The following is a 16812-nucleotide window of genomic DNA, read 5'->3' on the forward strand; positions in this document are numbered from 1 at the left end:
GCACATCGTCGATCTGGTGGCGAGCCTCGTCGAAACGCTGACGTCGGGCGCCGGCTCGCTGCGCGTGCTCGTGACGAGCCGCGAGCCGCTGCACATCTCGGCCGAAGCGGTGCTGCGCATGAGCCCGCTCGCGGTGCCGGACGGTAACGCGTCCGCCGCGGAAATCGTCCGTTGTTCGGCCGTCGAGCTGTTTCTGGAACGCGTGCGCGCGGCCGCGCCGGATTGCGTGGTCGACGAAGCCGGCGTGCGGCTGATCGGCGACATCTGCCGGCGCCTCGACGGGCTGCCGCTCGCCATCGAACTGGCGGCGGCGCGCGTGGCGACGCTCGGGCTCGCGGTCGTCGCGTCGCGTCTCGACGACCGGCTGAACCTGCTGACGGGCGGGCTGCGCTCGGCGCTGCCGCGTCATCAGACGCTGCGCGCGACGTTCGACTGGAGCTACGTGCTGCTCGACCGGGCCGCGCGCGCGCTGTTTCGCCGGATGGGATGCTTCATCGGGCCGTTTTCGTTCGATGCCGCGCGCGCGGTCGCGACCGAGCCCGGCACCTCGGCGGCGGACATGATCGCGGTGCTCGGCGAGCTGGTGGCGAAATCGCTGGTGACCGTCGAGTTCGATGGCGCGTATGCGCGCTACCGGCTGACCGAATCGACGCGCGCGTACGCGCTGGAAAAACTGCACAACGAGGGCGAGTTCGAGCGCATCGTCGCGCGCCATGCGGCGTACGAGCGCGAGCGGGCGGGCGCACCTCCCGCGGCGCCCGCGCTGCTCGCCGACGTGCCGCCTGCCGATGCGCTCGCGCCGGCCGTGGACGAACCGGTGGACGCCGCCGAAGCCGCGGGCGTGCCCGAGCCCGACCGGCTCGCGCGCGCGCTGCTGGAGCCGTCGCGGATGCGCGCGTGCACGGCGCGTGCGCGCCAGGTACTCGACGGGCTGGACACGGACGCCACGGGCCCGGTCGATGCCGCGCGCGAGATGCGGCTGCGGGCGGCCTGCGCGTCGGCGCTGCTGCATACCGACGGCGACGCGCTGGCCGCCGCCGCGATGTGGGACCGCACGCTCGGTCTCGCCGCGCACATCGGTGACGATGCGTTCGACGCGCGCGCGCTCGTCGGGCTGTGGAACACGATGCTGACGCTGTCGGACATTCACGAGTCACTGCGCTACGCGACGCGCTTCGAGCGGGCGGCCGAGCGGCGCGGCGACCGGTCGCAGCGGTTGCTGGCCAACACGATGGTCGCGACGTCGCTGCATTACTTCGGCGAGCATGCGCAGGCGCGCGAGCGGCTGGAAGCGGCGACGGCCGAGCTGGCCGACGCGGGCGAACCGCCGTGCGCGCAGGCCGCGCTGGGCGTCGACATGGCGACGCTGGGGCGCACGATGCTGATCCGCCTGCTCTGGATGCAGGGCGAGCCCGAGCACGCGATGCGCGTCGCCGCGCAAGCGGTCGAGCATGCGCGCCGCGACCCGTCGCCCCTCCCGCTGTGCGTCGTGCTCGGCGCGGCCGCCGTGCCGATCGCGCTGCGCTACGGCGATCACGACATCACCTCCGACTATCTCGCGACGCTGCGCGCGACCGCCGACGCACACGGTTTCGACATCTGGCGCAGTCACGCGGAATGCCTGACCGGCCAGTTCGACATCCAGGCCGGCCATCCCGGCGCGGGCCTCGCCCGGCTCGAGCCCGCATTGCGGCGCGTCGAGGCGAGCGGCTTCCGGCGCGTGCTCGCGCCGTTGACCGTTGCATACGCGGAGGGCCTCGTGCGGACCGGCCGCGCCGACGAAGCGTGCACCCGGCTCGATGCGACGCTCGCACGCTGCCGTGCGCACGGCGAGCACCTGTTCGTCCCCGAACTGCTGCGCGTGAGAGGCGTCGCGATGCTGGAACAGGCGCGCATCGTCGGCGCGGATCTCGCCGCGGCGTACGAAGCCGACGGGCATCGCCATCTGCAGATGGCGATCCAGACCGCGAACGCGCAGGGCGCCGCGATGTGGGCGCTGCGCAGCTCGCTCGATCTCGCCGATCACCTGATCGAGCGCGGGCACACCGCGCAGGCGTCGGCGCTGGTCGCCGGCGTCGCGCGGCACTTCGATCCGCATTCGCGCGCCCACGACGTGCGCCGTTTGCTGCGCGTGCAGAGCTTCGTGCGTCAGGGTGCGCCGCTCGCGCCGTGCCTGACGCGCGCGCGACGCGACACCGCCGACGCGGCGCAGCAGGCGGCATGACGATGCGCGAACCCGGTACGGCCGCGCGGCCGCGCGATCGCAGCATGCATGCCGATGCGTGCGGTGCGGCCGCTTTCCCGCGTTCGACGAGCAGCAGGGCGGCCCGCGCCGCGCCGCACGCAGGCGCGCACCGGAGGCCCGACGGTGCTTAGAGCGACGGAACCCGCGCGTTCGGCGGACCTCGTCGTGTTCAACGGCAAGATCGCGACCCAGGACGAACAGCGCTCGTTCGTCCGTGCGCTCGCCGTGAAGGACGGGACCATCGTCGCGACCGGCGACGATCGCGACGTGCTGCGCCATGCGCACGACGACACCGCCTGTATCGACCTGCACGGCCGTACCGTGATTCCGGGCCTGATCGACGCGCACCTGCAGGCGATTCGCGGCGGCATGAACTTCAACCTCGAGGTGCGCTGGGACGGCGTGCCGTCGCTGGCCGACGCGCTCGAGCTGCTGGGCCGGCAGGTACGACGCACGCCCGCGCCGCACTGGGCGCGCGTGGCGGGCGGCTGGACCGCGCTGCAGTTCGCGGAAAAGCGCGGGCCGACGACGGCCGAGCTCAACGCGATCGCACCCGACACGCCGGTATTCGTCCAGCATCTGGCCGACAGTGCGTGGCTGAATGCGGCCGCGCTGCGCGCGCTCGGCTACGGGCGAGACACGCCCGATCCGCCCGGCGGCGAACTGCGGCGCGACCGCCATGGGCGGCCGACCGGGCTGCTGCTCGCGCGTCCGGACCCGGCGGTGCTGGGCGCGGTGCTCGCCCGCGCGCCGACGCTCGATGCGGCCGACCGGGTCAACTCGACGCGGCAGTTCATGCACGCGCTGAACCGCGTCGGCGTGACGAGCGCGATCGACGCCGGCGGCGACGGCCTCGCGTATCCGGACGACTATGCGGCGGTCGCGACGCTCGCGCGGCGCGGCGAATTGACGACGCGCATCGCCTATGCGCTGGGCGCGCGGCACGCGGGCCGGGAGCTCGACGACTTCGCGAAATGGATCGCGCTGACCGCGCCCGGCGACGGCGACGCGTTCCTGCGCGCGAGCGGCGCGGGCGAGCGATTGCTGTTCTCGGCGGTCGATCTCGGGAATTTCCTCGAACCGCGCGTCGAGTTGCCCGCGTCCGTCGAGGTCGAACTGGCGGCCGTCGTCCGGCTGCTCGTGCATCATCGCTGGCCGTTCCGGCTCCAGGCGACCTACGACGAATCGATCGGCCGCTTCCTCGACGTGTTCGAAGCGGTGGACCGCGACACGCCGTTCGACGGGCTGCGCTGGTGCTTCGACCGCTGCGAGACGATTTCGGACGCCAATATCGCGCGGGTCGTGGCGCTGGGCGGCGGCATCACCGTGCAGCCGCGCATGGCGTTCCAGGGCGAAGCGTTCATCGCGCGCCATGGAGCGGCGGCGGCCACGCGCGCGCCGCCGCTCCGCGCGATGCTCGCGGCCGGGCTGCCGGTCGGCGCGGGGTCCGGCGCGACGGGCGCGGCGAGCTACAACCCGTTCGTCGCGCTGTACTGGATGGTGTCGGGGCGCAGCGTGGGCGGCACCGCGCTGTACCCGGCGCGCAACCGGCTCGGCCGGATGGACGCGCTGCGCCGCTACACGGTCGGCAGCGCGTGGTTCTCCGCGGACGAGCATCGCAAGGGCGCGCTGGTGCCCGGCCGGTATGCCGATTTCGCGGTGCTGAGCGACGATTACTTCACGATCGATGTGCGGCGCATCCCGACGCTGTCGTCGGTGCTGACGGTCGTCGACGGCAAGGTCGTGCACGCGGAACAGGAATTCTCGCCGCTTGCGCCGCCGCCGCCGCCCGTCAGCCCCGCGTGGTCGCCGGTCGCCGCAGGCGGCGCGGCCGGCGCGGCAGACGCCGACGTGCGCGACCGTTCGCATGCGTCGGCGGCGGGCGACGCGTGCGTGGTGCCCGGCGTCGATGCGTGCCGTGCGCGCGGTGATGGACGCCGCTTCGCGCGACCGCGCTATCCGACGGCAGGTGTGGCCGCCGAGCGCTGCGAAGCCTTCGGCCGCTGCTGCGTCGCGTGTTGAGCGGCGCGTGCCGGTGCGCGACGCGCTGCGCGCCGGGTGTCGCCGTGCATCGAACGATTTTCCGCCCCGTGCACGGGGCATGAAGGAGACAGGATGAATGTTGCGCACCCGCGCGCATCGGCCACCGGCGACGAAGTGGCCGGCGTGCGCATTCCGCGCACGCCGGTGACGGTCGAGGCCGCCGACGCGGCCCGCGCGTCGTTGCCCGCCGCGCTCGCCGCTCATGCGGCGCGCGTGTTCGTGTTCGCGTCGCTCGCCGCGCGGCGTGCAGGCGACGCGTGCGACGCCGACGCACTGTACGTCGCCGCGATGTACGCGAACATGGGATTGAGCCCGGCGTACTGCCGTTCGACCGAACGCTACGAGCTCGACGGCGCGGATGCCGCGCACGCGCTGCTGCTGCGGCATCGCCGGTCGCGGCGCATGCGCGACGACGTGTGGCACGCGGTCGCGCTGCATACGACGCCGGGCGTGGCCGCCCGCGCGTCGCCGCTTGCGCGCGCACTCGCGTGCGCCGTGTCGACGGACCTGATGGCAACCGACTTCGACGCCTATACCGCCGACGAACGCACGGCGCTGCTCGCGGCCTACCCGCGCGGCAGCGGTTTTCGCGAAGCGTATCTGGACATGGTCGCGCGCGGCGTCGAGCACCGGCCGCAGTCGACCTTCGGCACCTGGAGCGCGGACGTGCTCGAACGCGCGGACCCTGACTTTCATCGGCCGAATTTCTGCGGGCGCGTGCTGGGCGCGCGGTGGAACGATACGTGACGGCACCGGCCCGGCGTGCGGCAGCCGGACGCACGGCCGGCCGCGGCACGCCGCCGCGCCCGGCGTGCGCGGGTCAGGCGGGCGATTGCGCCGCGTCGTGCCGCGCGTAGTCGACGTAGCCGGCGCGCTCGCCGCCGTACCAGCCGATCGACTTCGGCTCCGCGAGCGGTGCGCGGGCCGCGATGCGCTCGACCAGATCCGGATTCGCGATATACGCGCGGGCAAACGCGACGAGATCGGCGTCGCCCGCGTCGATCAGCGCGCTCGCCGCCTCCGGTGAAATGCCGCCGTTGACGATCAGCGTGCCGTGGAACGACCGGCGCGCGTGCTCGACGATGCGCGGCAGATCGGGTTCGCCGCTCCAGCCGTTGGTGTCGGCCGCGTGCAGATAGGCGACACCCGCCGCGTCGAGCATCCGGCCGACGTACGCCAGCGTCGCGTCCGGATCGGCGTCGCGCACGTTGTTGTATTTCGCGTACGGCGAGATGCGCACGCCGACGCGGCTCAGCGGCATCACGCCGCCGACCGCGTCGACGATTTCTTCCAGAAAGCGCGCGCGGTTCGCGACCGATCCGCCGTAGCGATCGTCGCGGCGGTTCAGCGTCGACGACAGGAACTGGTGCGGCAGGTAGCCGTTGGCCGCATGAATCTCGACGCCGTCGAAGCCCGCGGCCATCGCGCGTGCCGCGGCCTGCCGGAATTCGTCGACGGTCGCGACGACTTCATCGGTCGTCATCGCGCGCGACGGCGTCGCATGAATCTTCGTGTAGTAGCCGTTCTGCAGCTGCGCCCAGACCTGCAACTGTTCGAGGTCGTCGTTCACGCCGGACGGCGACAACGGCGCGGCGCCGCCGAGCAGCGTCAGCGAGCTCACGCGCCCGCCATGCCACAGCTGCGCGAAGATGCGCCCGCCGTTCGCATGGACGGCATCGGTGACGATTTTCCAGGCGGCGGCCTGCGCATCGTCGACGAGGCCCGGCGTCAGCTCGAATGCGGCGGACGCCCGGCTGACGTTGGTGGCTTCGGTCACGATCAGGCCGGCCGACGCGCGCTGCGCGTAGTACTCGGCCATCAGTTCGGTGGGCAGCCCGCGCGACGGCGCGCGCGAGCGCGTCATCGGCCCCATCACGACGCGGTTCGGCAGCGCGAGGCCGCGCAGATCGTAAGCACTGAGCAGGGAAGACATGATGGACTCCTGTGGTTCGACGGAGGGCGGGGCGGCGGCGCGCCCCGCGAACGGATCGGTTCGGCGTGCGACGGCGGGTCAACCCGCGGCGTGGCGTTGCGCGTGCGGCCGCCCGACGAGCAGGTAGTGCGCGAGCGCGACGATCGGGAACGCGCCGGCCGCCGCGGCGACGAGCGGCCAGCCGCCGTGCTCGTACAACGGGCTCGCGAGCGCGGAGCCGACGGCGCCGCCGACGAAGATGCTCGTCATGTACAGCGCATTCAGCCGGTTGCGGCTCGCCGCGTGCAGCGCATAGATCTCGCGCTGGCCGAGCACCATGTTCATCTGCACCGCGAAGTCGAGCACGATGCCGGTGACGACGAGCCCGTACAGGCCGGTGCCGTGCACGAACCCGACCGCATACGCGAGCGCGCCGGCGACGAGCGCGATCAGCGTCGCGCGCACCGTATGGCCGGCATCCGCCAGGCGCCCGGCCACCGGCGCCGAGGTCGCGCCGATCGCGCCGACCAGCGCGAACAGGCCGATCGCCGATTGCGACAACCCGTAGTGACGCGTCAGCTCGACGGGCACGGCGGTCCAGAACAGGCTGAACGACGCGAACATCAGGCCCTGGTAGAACGCGCGGTGGCGCAATACCGGCATCGTGCGGACGAGGTGCAGCAGCGAGCCGATCAGTTCGAAATAGGTCGCGCGGTGATCGGGCTGGCGCGACGGAATCGTCAGCGCGAGCACGGCCGTGACGAGCGTCATCAGCACGGCCGCCGCCGCGAACACGAAGCGCCAGCCGAACGCGTCGGCCACGACGCTCGACAGCGGCCGCGCCAGCAGGATGCCGAGCAGCAGCCCGCTCATGATCGTGCCGACGACGCGGCCGCGCGAATGGTCGGGCGCGAGATGTGCGGCGAGCGGCACGAGGATCTGCACGGCCACCGAGCTGAACCCGATCAGCAGCGAAATCGCGAGAAAGAGCCCGGGCGTGCGCACGAGCGCCGCCGCCGCGAGGCTCGCGATCGACACGACGGCCGTCACGATCATCAGCTTGCGGTTTTCGAGCAGGTCGCCGAGCGGCACGATGAAGAACAGCCCGAGCGCGTAGCCGATCTGCGTCAGCGACACGATCAGGCTCGCCGTGTTGCCGGACATGTGCAGGCCCGGCGCGATGAGCTCGGTGATCGGCTGCGCGTAGTACAGGTTCGCGACGATCGCGCCGCAACTGAACGCGAACAGCAGGATCAGCCCCTGCGTGAGCTTGACGCCGTGCGCGGGCGGTGCGAGCGGTGTTGAATCCGTTGACATGGTCGACTCCTGGAAAAGGGAAGGGCCGGGCACCGGAGCGTCGCGCCGGCATGAAGGTCGCCTGGCCGCGATACGGTGCACCGCATTGCCGTCGATACTAGTGATCAATCGCTCAGGCCGGAATCGGGGCGCCGCGCAATCGAGCGTTGCGCGGCACGCAAAGGTGCCGCGCCGCGCGGGTTCAGCCGCGTTTGCCCTGCAGCGTCGGAATCTGCTCGAACAGGCCCGCGAGCCAGTCGACGAACACCTTCAGCTTGACCGGAATGTGGCGATTGGGCGGATACAGCACCGAGATCGGCCGGGCCGGCGCGTTGAAATCGGTCAGCACCTCGCGCAGCCGTCCCGATTTCAGGTAAGGCTCGACGAGGTACAGCGACGTCTTGATCAGGCCGATGCCGGCGACGCCGCACTCGATGTAGTTGTCCGCGTCGTTGACGGCCACCGTGCCGCACATCTGCACGATGCGCGGCTCGCCGTCGACGACGTAGTCCCACGGGCGCGGCCGCCCGGTGTCGGCCGAGATGTGACTGACCGCGACGTGCTGCGCGAGATCGTCGACGGTTTGCGGCTCGCCGCACCGCGCGAAATAGGCAGGCGAGCCGCACGTGCAGGTGGTCAGGCTGCCGATCCGCTTCGCGATCATGCCCGAATCGTCGAGCGCGCCGATGCGCACCACGCAGTCGACTCCTTCGCCGACGAGGTCGATCTGCCGGTCGGTCACGCCGAGTTCGAGCATGATGTCCGGATGGGCGTCGAGAAACGCCGGCAGCGCGGGCACCACGACCTGCTTCGCCATCGCGGGCGGCAGGTTCACCTTCAGCCGGCCGCGCGGCACGTTGCGGGCCTGCGAGACCGACGCCTCCATGTCGTCGATCTCGCGCAGCACCGCGACGGAACGTTCGTAGTAGGCCTGACCGTCCTCGGTCAGCGAGATGCGCCGCGTGGTGCGGTTCAGCAGCCGGCAGCCGAGATGCTGCTCGAGTGCGCTCAGCAGCGCGGACACGCGCGGCGTGGTGAGGCCGGTCGTGTCGGAGGCGCGCGTGAAGCTGCCGGTTTCGACGATGCGCGTGAACACGCGCATCGAAAGCAAGGTATCCATCGTCGGAAGTTCTCCAGCCGGTCGGCATGCGGCGCCGGTGCGTGCCGGCGCCGTCTTGTCTCATGTCGGATACAGGGGGTGCGTAGCGGGGTGACCGACCCGCTAGGCGTCGATGCGCTTTCTCAGCGCGTCGCCGGCGAACGGCATTTCGCGCATGCGCTGCCCGGTCGCGTCGAAGATCGCGTTGGCCAGCGCGCCGGCGGTCGGCCCCATCGACGCCTCGGCCGCGCCGAGAAACGGCGCGCCGGGGCGATTGACCAGATGGACCTTCACGTTCTGCGGCGCGGCCGAGAAGCGCAGGATCGGGTAGCTGCTCCAGTCGAAGCTGCGGATGCGCTCGGTGTCGTACTTCAGCGCCTCGTACAGCGTCCAGCTCGCGGCCTGCACGATGCCGCCCTCGATCTGGTTGCGGATGCCGTCCGGCGACACGATCTGGCCCGCGTCGACGGCGGCTTCCGCGTGTTCGAGCGTCACCTGGCCGGTTTCCGGCACGACCGATACCTCGACCGCGATCGCGACGTAGGCCATCAGGTTCTTGTACTTGCCGAACGCGAAGCCGACGCCGCGGTTGCGCGCGCGCGGCGGCCGCGGCCAGCCGAAGTGCTTCGCGGCGAGCTGGATCACCTGCCGTGCGCGATGGTCTTCCATGTGACGCAGCCGGAATTCGACCGGATCGACGCCGGCCGCGTGCGCGAGCTCGTCCATGAAGCTCTCGATCGCCCAGACGTTGGTGTGCGCGCCGAGCGAGCGCATCGCGGACGTCTGCAGCGGCATCGTCGGCGAGAAGTTGTTGACGATGTGCTGGTTCGGCAGCGCGTACAGCGGGATCGCGTTGCGGTCGCCGCCACCCTCCGGCTGCAGCATCGGCGTCGACGGCGCGGGCACGAACGGCGGCTCGAGCATGCGCGCGGGCAGCAGCCGGCCGGCGTTGACGATCCGCTCGTTGTGCGAACTGCTCCACAACGCATAGTTCCAGTCGACGATGCGGCCGCCCGCATCGAGCGACGCGCTGACCTCGGTCACCATCGCGGGCGTGAAGTGATCCCACGTGTGTTCCTGTTCGCGCATCCATTGCACGCGAATCGGCTTGCCCGGCATCGCGGCGGCGATCAGCGCGGCGTGCGCGGCCGCGTCGTCCGCCGCGTTGTGGCCGTAGCAGCCGGAGCCCTCGGTGTGAATGCAGCGCACGCTCGCCTTCGGCATCGACAGCATCTCCGCGAGCGCGTCGCGCAGCGGGTAGACGCCCTGCGAGTGGGTCCACACCGTCATCATCCCGTTCTCGAGATGCGCGACCGAACACGACGGCCCGATCGACCCGTGCAGCAGGTAGTTCTTCAGGAACGTCGCGTTCAGCGTCTTCACGGCCGGCGCGGTGGCCGCATGCGTGTTCGCGATCTCGATGCGCTGCGTCGAGATCCGTTTCAGGTCCGCGTGCACGGTGCCGCGCTCGGGCAGCTTGCGGCCCGGCGACCAGCGGCAGCCGGCGGCGAGCGCGCGCTGCGCGACCACCGCCTGCCACTCGCCCTGCGCGACCACCGCGAGCATGCTGCCGTTGCGCACGATCCGCACGACGCCCGGCAGCTTCAGGATCGCGGCTTCGTCGAACGACAGCAGCGTCGCGTCGTACACCGGCGGCATCACGACCCGTGCGTGCAGCATGCCGGGCAGCTGCATGTCCTGCACGTAGCTGACGCCGCCCGTGACCTTGTTCGGGATGTCGACGCGCGGCAGCGACGTGCCGATCACGGCGAACGTCGCCGGGTTCTTCAGCGGCGACGTGGGCGCGGCATTGCGATGCAGGTCCACCGTGCGGATCGCGTCGCCGTAGGTCATCGTGCGGCCGTCCGGTGCCTTGATCACCGCGTCGGCGGTCGTCAGCACGCGCGGATCGACGCCGAAGCGTTTCGCCGCGCCTTCCACCAGCAGTGCGCGCACCTGCGCGGTCGCGTTCAGCAGCGCGGAGCCGCTGTCGGCCATCGTATGGCTGCCGGCGGTCAGTCCTTCGTCCGGCGACGCGCCGGTGTCGGCGGTCAGGAACGTGATCAGCGACGGCTTCATGTCGAGTTCCTCGGCGGCCACCTGCAGCAGTGCGGTGCGCACGCCGGTGCCGAGCTCGACCTTGCCGGTAAACACGGTGACCTTGCCGTCGGGCGCGATCTTGACCCATGCGTCGAGCAGCGGATTGGTCTTCAGGCTGCCGGCGAGTGCCTGGGTGGCCTTCGCCACGTGCACGGCCGCGCCTTCGTCGGCGATCACCAGCTGCGCGGCCGCGCGCGACGCGGGCGCGAGACTGAACGCGACGAACAGCGCGCCGGAGACGATGAAGTGCCGGCGGCCTTCGTCGATGTCGTCGTGGGAATTCATCACAGCCCCTTGCTGATCGTGACGGGAGCGGAAGCGGGCTCGGGGGCCGGCAGCCCCGCGACCGAGCGCACCGCCGCGAGAATCCGCATGTGCGTGCCGCAGCGGCACAGGTTCGGTTCCATGTGCGTGCGCAGTTCCTGTTCGGTCGGCTTCGGATTGCGTTCGAGCAGCGCCTGCGCGCGCATGATCATCCCGGCGATGCAGTAGCCGCACTGCGCGGCCTGGTGCTCGATGAACGCGCGTTGCAGCGGGCCCGGATGCTCGACGGTGCCGAGGCTTTCGATGGTGCGCACGCTGCGCGCGCCGACCGCGGCCACCGGCATCAGGCACGAGAAGGTCGGCTTGCCGTCGACGATCACGGTGCAGGCGCCGCATTGGCCGAGGCCGCAGCCGAACTTCGCGCCGTGCAGGTGCAGGTCGTTGCGCAGCGCGTACAGCAGCGGCGTGGACGGATCGATGTCCAGCGTGTGCCGCACGCCGTTGACGGTGAGGGTAATCATCGTGCGGTGTCCTCTTTTCTGAGCTTCGCGGCCATCGCGTCGACGCCCGGCCACGCGGGACGATCGGTATAGGTCTCGCGCACGTACGCGGCGAGATCGGCGATCTGCGCGTCGTCGTACTGGTCGATGAACGACGGCATGTAGTTGAGCGTGTCCTCGCCGTGCCGGCCGATGCCGTTGAACATCATCTGGATCGCGTTGCGCGGCGTATCGGCGTTGACCGCCGTGCTGAACGAAAGCGTCGGCCGCTCGCCGATCGACTGCATCGGCGCGGCCGGCCCGTGGCACTGCGCGCACGACGCCTGGAACAGCGTCGCGCCGCGTTGCGCGGCCGGCGTCGTCGCGGTGCGTTCGCCAGCGGCCGTTGCCGTGGCCGCCCGCGCGTTCGCCGGCTTCTGGATCGACAGGATGTAGGTGGCGATCGCCTCGACGTCCTCCACCGGCACCGTCGCGAGGTCGCGCGTGACCGGCAGCATCGGGCCGGCCGCCGCGCCGTGCTCGCTCGCGCGGCCGGTGCGCAGGTAGGTGACGAGCTGCGCCTGCGTCCACGGCCGCGCTGCCTGGCCGAGCGCATTGAGCGGCGGCGCTTCCCAGCCGTCGACGATGCCGCCGTCGAACGCGCGGCCGCGCTGCTCGCCGCCGATCGCGTTCAGCGGCGAATGGCACGACGCGCAGTGGCCGAGCCCGTCGACGAGCATCCTGCCGCGGTTCCATTGCGCGGACTGCGCGGGGTCCGGCTGATACGCGCCTTCGCGCAGAAACAGCACGTTCCAGAACGCGACCAGCGGGCGGAAGTTCAGCGGAAAGATCAGGTCGTTGGCGGGCGCCGTCGCGTGGACCGCTTCACGCGTCATCAGGTACGCGTACGCGGCGGCGATGTCGTCGTCCGACATTCGCGTGAAATGAATGTACGGAAACGCCGGGTAGAGCGGCTGGCCGTTACGTCCGATGCCGGTGCGCAGCGCGCGGGCGAACGCATCGCGCGACCAGCGGCCGATCCCCGTTTCGGCGTCCGGCGTGATGTTGGTCGCATAGATCGTGCCGAACGGCGTCGCGAGCGGCAGCCCGCCCGCGAACGGCTTGCCGTCCTTCGCGGTGTGGCACACGATGCAGTCGCCGAGCGCGACGACGCGCGCGCCGGCGCGCACCAGTTGCGGATCGAACGACGCGGGGGCGGGCGGATCGATCGGCGCGATCGACGGCCGCACCATGATGCCGATCGCGACCGCGAGGCCCACGACCGCGATGCCGGCCGCGCCGAACCAGAATCGTTTGTGCTTCATGCGCGCTCCATGCGACGCGGTGCGCCGCAAGTGATGCGAGGCGCGGCGATACCGGACGATGCGGGTCGGCCGTGCGGGGTCGTCCGATGTGGCCGCGAGCGTGTTGCCGAGCGGCGGTGATTGGCGGCGGGGATCATGTTGTCACTCCAGCAGTCGATAACGGGCGCACGCGCCGTTCTGCGCGGCAGCTCATGAACGGCAGTCTACGCAGCGGCCGCGATCATTGCCTGAAGCGGCGCTGAAACGTTCTGAACGGTGTCCGGCCCCGGATCGGCCGGAGTTCGGCGCCGGCGACGGATGACGGGCAGGCTATGTCACGGTCGCCCCGCACGTCGCGTTACGACGGAACGTCACCCGCGACGACTTCGTCCGCGTAGCACCAGATCCAGCGCTCGCCGGGCTCGATCGAGCGGACGAGCCGGTGGCCGGTGTCGTGGAAATGCCGGCTCGCGTGGCGATTCGGCGACGAGTCGCAGCAGCCGACGTGCCCGCAGATCAGGCACATCCGCAAATGCACCCAGCGGCTGCCCGATTTGACGCATTCCTCACAGTAGTCCTTGTCGGTGTCGAACACGCGTGCTTCGTCGAGATGCGTACAGGCGTTGGCCATCTTGCGCTCCGATGCCGGCGCGGGAGCGACGCTTGCGGCGGGGCCGGCGCGAGGCCGCAAGCGGGACGGATACCCGACATTGTGCGGCGTGGCGGCGCGGCCGGACCTTAATTGTCATGAAGCGGCCCGCGCGGCGCGTACCGGCGGCGTACAGTCGCGAATGCGTCCGGCCGCGGCACCGCCGCACCGGCCGGACCGCATTCGACATCGACATCATCGGGAGGCGTTCATGGAGCAATCGCAACACGTGCGGATCGTCGGCCTGCCGCGCAGCCGGGACGCGTACGCGATCCGCGATTTCCTGCAGCGACGCATGATCGCGTACGACTGGTGCGAGCTGACGTCCGACGCCGATTGCGCGCAGGTGCTCGGCATCGCGCCGCTGCGCGACATCCGGCTGCCGGTCGTGATCTTTCCGGACGGCTCGCGCCTGTACCAGCCGACCCTGGCCGAGATCGCCGCAAGGCTCGGCTGGGTCGCGCGCCCGCGCTTCGTCGAATACGACGTGTCGATCTACGGCGCGGGGCCGGCCGGGCTGTCGGCGGCGGTCTACGCGGCGTCCGAAGGGCTGCGCGCGGTCGTGATCGAGCGCGGCGCGATCGGCGGGCAGGCCGGCACGAGTTCGCTGATCGAGAACTACATGGGCTTCCCCGACGGCATCCCGGGCGCGGAGCTCGCGGAACGCGCGCGCGAGCAGGCGGTGAAGTTCGGCGTCGAGCTGCTGACGATGCGCGAGGGCGTGCATGCGACGTTCGTCGACGGCAAGATCCGCGTCGAGCTCGCCGACGGGTCGATCCTGATCGCCCGCGCGAACATCTGCGCGACCGGCATCGAATATCGCAGCCTCGGGCTGCCGGAGGAATCGGCGTTTCTCAACGCGGGGCTGTTCTACGGCGCCGGGTCGAGCGAAGCGCCGATGTGCGCGGGCGAGCAGGTCTTCATCGTCGGCGGCGGCAATTCGGCCGGCCAGGCCGCGATGAATTTCTCGCGGCATGCGCGCCAGGTGACGATGCTCGTGCGCGGGGCGTCGCTCGCCGACACGCTGTCGCGCTACCTGATCGACCGGATCGAACGCACGCCGAACATCGAGGTCCGCTACGGGTCGAGCGTCGCCGCGCTGCACGGCGACGGCTGGCTCGACGCGATCGAGCTTCGTTCGGCGGACGGCACGCGCGAACGGTTGCCGGCCACGCGCCTGTTCGTGTGCATCGGCGGCGCGCCGAATACCGACTGGGCGAAGGACACCGACATCATTCGCAATCCGGACGGTTATCTCGTGACCGGCGGCGATCTGTACGACTGTCCGGCGTTCGAGCGCGTATGGCCGCTCGAGCGCCGGCCGTACCACCTGGAAACCAGCGTGCCGGGATCGTTCGCGGCGGGCGACGTGCGATCGGGATCGGTCAAGCGCGTCGCGTCGGCGGTCGGCGAAGGCGCGATGGCCGTGACCTTCGTGCACCGGTTTCTCGGCGAGGATGCGCATCGGCTCGCGCGCGCGTGACGCGCTCGCGGGTCGTTCGATGCGTTCATCGCGCGTCGGCTTGCGTCGCGTCGCGCAACTGGCCCCGGCCGGCGTGCGCCGGCGGCGTCCACCCGCCGCCCAATGCACGCACGAGGCTCACCGTCGCGACGGCCAGCGCCTGCCGGCTGTGAATCAGCTGGCGCCGCGCATTCAGTGCGTCGCGATCGGCGTCGATGACTTCCAGATAGCTGACGTACCCATGCGCGTAGCGGCTCAGCGATAGCCGCGCCGCCGCGTCCGTCGTGCGCGCCGCGCTGTCGTAGCGCACGATCCGCTCCTTTTGCGCGGCGATGTCGTTGAGCGCATCCTGCACGTCGCGCAACGCGCCGATCGCGGTCGCGCGATAGTCGGCGTCGGCGACGTTCGTGCCGGCTCGCGCGGCGGCCACCGCGGCATCGCGCTTGCCGCCGTCGAACAGCGTCAGCGCGACGTTCGCGCCGAGACTCCACAGCGAGCTGTTGCGGTCGAGAAACGAACGCAGGTCGCGGGTGGCGAAACCGCCGTCGGCGGTCAGCGTCAGCGTCGGCAGCCACGCGGTGCGCGCGATGCCCAGTTCGAGCGACGCCGCATCGGCGCGCCGCGCCGCCGCGAATACGTCCGGGCGTTGGGCGAGCAGCGCGGACGGCAGCCCGGCCGGCACCTCCGGCACCTGCACGGGCACGGCGCCCGTGTCGACGTCGAACGCGGTCGGCGACACGCCGGTCAGCACTGCAATGGCGTCGACGAGGTTCTCGCGCAGCCGGCGGCTCTCCGCGAGATCGGCATGCGCGGTATCGAGATCGGCCGACGCGCGCAGCCCGTCGAGATCGCTCGCCGCGCCAGCCCGTACGCGGGCGGCGATCACGTCGAGCGCGGTGCGCCGCAGCCCGATCGCGCGCGTGAGCGTCACGAGATCGTCGTCGACGTAGCGCAGCGTCAGGTAGTCGACGGCCACTTCGGTCGCCACCCGCAGACGCACCGCATCGCGATCGGCCGCCGCTTGCAGCAGGTTCTGTTCGCCGACGTTGGCATCGCCGCGCAAGCGGCCCCATAGATCGACTTCGTAGCTCGCGGCGACGGGCACCGACCAGTTGTGCATCGTGCGCTTCGGCAGCGCGTTGTCGACCGTGCCGGACACTCGTGTGCGGCTGAACGACGGGTCGACGCGCACGGTCGGCGCCAGCGCGGCTTCGCGCACGCCGAGCAGCGCCTGCGCCTGGTCGACGCGCGCGGCCGCCGCGCGGATGTCGAGGTTGTGCGCGAGCGCGGCGTCGACGAGGCGGCCGAGCTGCGGGTCACCGAACCACGCGGGCCACGCGGCGAGCGACGGTGCGTGCGCATCGGTCGCCGGATCGGCATGGCGGAACCGGTCGGTTTCGACCGGGACGGGCGCGAGCGGCTGCGGCGCGATCGAGCACGCGGCCAGCACGCTCGCGGCGAGCAGGGCGAAGACGCGCGTCATCGCGATTCGCTGCCGGGTTGCAGCGTGACGACGACCGACAGCCCGGGCCGGATGCGCGGCTCCGTCGCGGCCGGGCCGTCGAGCAGGATCTTCACGGGCACGCGCTGCGTGACCTTCGTGAAATTGCCGGTCGCGTTGTCGGGCGGCAGCAGCGCGAACTGCGCGCCGGTCGCGGGCGACAGGCTGTCGATGCGGCCGCTGAACGTGCGCTGCGGCAGCGCATCGAAGCGCAGTTGCACGGCGTCGCCGGCGCGCACGTGCCGCAGCTGCGTCTCGCGGAAATTGGCGACGATCCACGGATGCGGCTCGACCAGCGTGAGCAGCGCCTGGCCGGGCGCGACATGCTCGCCGGTCTCGACGGTCTTCTTGCCGACGTAGCCGTCCGACGGCGCGACGACCGTCGTGTAGCCGAGTTGCAGCAGCGCGTCGTGCAATTCGGCGTCGTTCTGGCTCGACGCGGCATCGGCGGCCTGAGC

The 16812-nt window shown here is 71.3% G+C and carries 13 protein-coding genes; 4 read left to right on the forward strand and 9 right to left on the reverse strand.

What is annotated here, in order from left to right:
• From H3O04_RS25465 to H3O04_RS25475, 3 genes are all read left to right on the forward strand, one after another.
• Positions 1-2224: ATP-binding protein (locus H3O04_RS25465; RefSeq protein ID WP_202588687.1), on the forward strand; the 2224-nt coding region annotated here is incomplete at its 5' end.
• A gap of 144 nt (positions 2225-2368) precedes the next feature.
• Positions 2369-4267, forward strand: a complete 1899-nt coding sequence (locus H3O04_RS25470; protein ID WP_442862841.1) for an amidohydrolase — start codon at positions 2369-2371, stop codon at positions 4265-4267.
• A 93-nt stretch (positions 4268-4360) separates the two neighbouring features.
• Entirely contained in the window at positions 4361-5035 is a 675-nt protein-coding gene (locus H3O04_RS25475; protein ID WP_023478103.1) for a hypothetical protein, read from the forward strand.
• A 73-nt stretch (positions 5036-5108) separates the two neighbouring features.
• Here the strand turns inward: H3O04_RS25475 and H3O04_RS25480 are convergent, their stop codons facing one another.
• The 7 genes from H3O04_RS25480 to H3O04_RS25510 form a co-directional block, all read right to left on the reverse strand.
• The gene (locus H3O04_RS25480) at positions 5109-6221 is read right to left on the reverse strand and encodes an alkene reductase (protein ID WP_006481369.1); all 1113 of its coding nucleotides are present in this window, start codon (positions 6219-6221) and stop codon (positions 5109-5111) included.
• 78 nt (positions 6222-6299) lie between these two features.
• Positions 6300-7517, reverse strand: a complete 1218-nt coding sequence (locus H3O04_RS25485; RefSeq protein ID WP_202588689.1) for an MFS transporter — start codon at positions 7515-7517, stop codon at positions 6300-6302.
• A 181-nt stretch (positions 7518-7698) separates the two neighbouring features.
• Entirely contained in the window at positions 7699-8616 is a 918-nt protein-coding gene (locus tag H3O04_RS25490; protein ID WP_006481367.1) for a LysR family transcriptional regulator, read from the reverse strand.
• A gap of 102 nt (positions 8617-8718) precedes the next feature.
• A complete protein-coding gene (locus tag H3O04_RS25495) occupies positions 8719-10980 on the reverse strand; it encodes a xanthine dehydrogenase family protein molybdopterin-binding subunit (RefSeq protein WP_006481366.1) in 2262 nt (753 codons plus the stop codon).
• Positions 10980-11480 carry a (2Fe-2S)-binding protein gene (locus H3O04_RS25500; protein WP_023478057.1) on the reverse strand — a complete coding sequence of 167 codons (501 nt, stop codon included), beginning with the start codon at positions 11478-11480 and terminating at the stop codon, positions 10980-10982. Before H3O04_RS25500 ends, H3O04_RS25495 begins: the two co-directional genes overlap by 1 nt.
• Positions 11477-12763, reverse strand: a complete 1287-nt coding sequence (locus tag H3O04_RS25505) for a c-type cytochrome (protein WP_202588690.1) — start codon at positions 12761-12763, stop codon at positions 11477-11479. The genes H3O04_RS25500 and H3O04_RS25505 overlap by 4 nt, the downstream gene beginning before the upstream one ends.
• A gap of 337 nt (positions 12764-13100) precedes the next feature.
• A complete protein-coding gene (locus H3O04_RS25510) occupies positions 13101-13373 on the reverse strand; it encodes a ubiquitin carboxyl-terminal hydrolase 14 (RefSeq protein WP_202588691.1) in 273 nt (90 codons plus the stop codon).
• 229 nt (positions 13374-13602) lie between these two features.
• On the opposite strand from H3O04_RS25510, the gene H3O04_RS25515 reads away from it, so the two are divergent.
• Positions 13603-14874, forward strand: a complete 1272-nt coding sequence (locus H3O04_RS25515) for an NAD(P)/FAD-dependent oxidoreductase (RefSeq protein WP_202588692.1) — start codon at positions 13603-13605, stop codon at positions 14872-14874.
• A 25-nt stretch (positions 14875-14899) separates the two neighbouring features.
• On the opposite strand, the gene H3O04_RS25520 is transcribed toward H3O04_RS25515, so the two are convergent.
• Together H3O04_RS25520 and H3O04_RS25525 are read right to left on the reverse strand one after the other, a co-directional pair.
• Positions 14900-16336: an efflux transporter outer membrane subunit gene (locus H3O04_RS25520; protein WP_202588693.1), complete on the reverse strand. Its 1437-nt coding sequence runs from the start codon at positions 16334-16336 to the stop codon at positions 14900-14902.
• Positions 16333-16812: HlyD family secretion protein (locus tag H3O04_RS25525; protein ID WP_202588694.1), on the reverse strand; the 480-nt coding region annotated here is incomplete at its 5' end. The genes H3O04_RS25525 and H3O04_RS25520, both read right to left, overlap by 4 nt.

Source organism: Burkholderia sp. KCJ3K979, from assembly GCF_016759955.1.
GTDB classification, from domain to species: domain Bacteria; phylum Pseudomonadota; class Gammaproteobacteria; order Burkholderiales; family Burkholderiaceae; genus Burkholderia; species Burkholderia orbicola.

Coding starts and splice junctions, on each gene's coding strand:
- H3O04_RS25495 (WP_006481366.1), bottom strand. CDS start 10,980: ATGAATTCCCACGACGACATCGACGAAGGCCGCCGGCACTTCATCGTC.
- H3O04_RS25510 (WP_202588691.1), bottom strand. CDS start 13,373: ATGGCCAACGCCTGTACGCATCTCGACGAAGCACGCGTGTTCGACACC.
- H3O04_RS25475 (WP_023478103.1), top strand. CDS start 4,361: ATGAATGTTGCGCACCCGCGCGCATCGGCCACCGGCGACGAAGTGGCC.
- H3O04_RS25515 (WP_202588692.1), top strand. CDS start 13,603: ATGGAGCAATCGCAACACGTGCGGATCGTCGGCCTGCCGCGCAGCCGG.
- H3O04_RS25520 (WP_202588693.1), bottom strand. CDS start 16,336: ATGACGCGCGTCTTCGCCCTGCTCGCCGCGAGCGTGCTGGCCGCGTGC.
- H3O04_RS25500 (WP_023478057.1), bottom strand. CDS start 11,480: ATGATTACCCTCACCGTCAACGGCGTGCGGCACACGCTGGACATCGAT.
- H3O04_RS25505 (WP_202588690.1), bottom strand. CDS start 12,763: ATGAAGCACAAACGATTCTGGTTCGGCGCGGCCGGCATCGCGGTCGTG.
- H3O04_RS25490 (WP_006481367.1), bottom strand. CDS start 8,616: ATGGATACCTTGCTTTCGATGCGCGTGTTCACGCGCATCGTCGAAACC.
- H3O04_RS25485 (WP_202588689.1), bottom strand. CDS start 7,517: ATGTCAACGGATTCAACACCGCTCGCACCGCCCGCGCACGGCGTCAAG.
- H3O04_RS25480 (WP_006481369.1), bottom strand. CDS start 6,221: ATGTCTTCCCTGCTCAGTGCTTACGATCTGCGCGGCCTCGCGCTGCCG.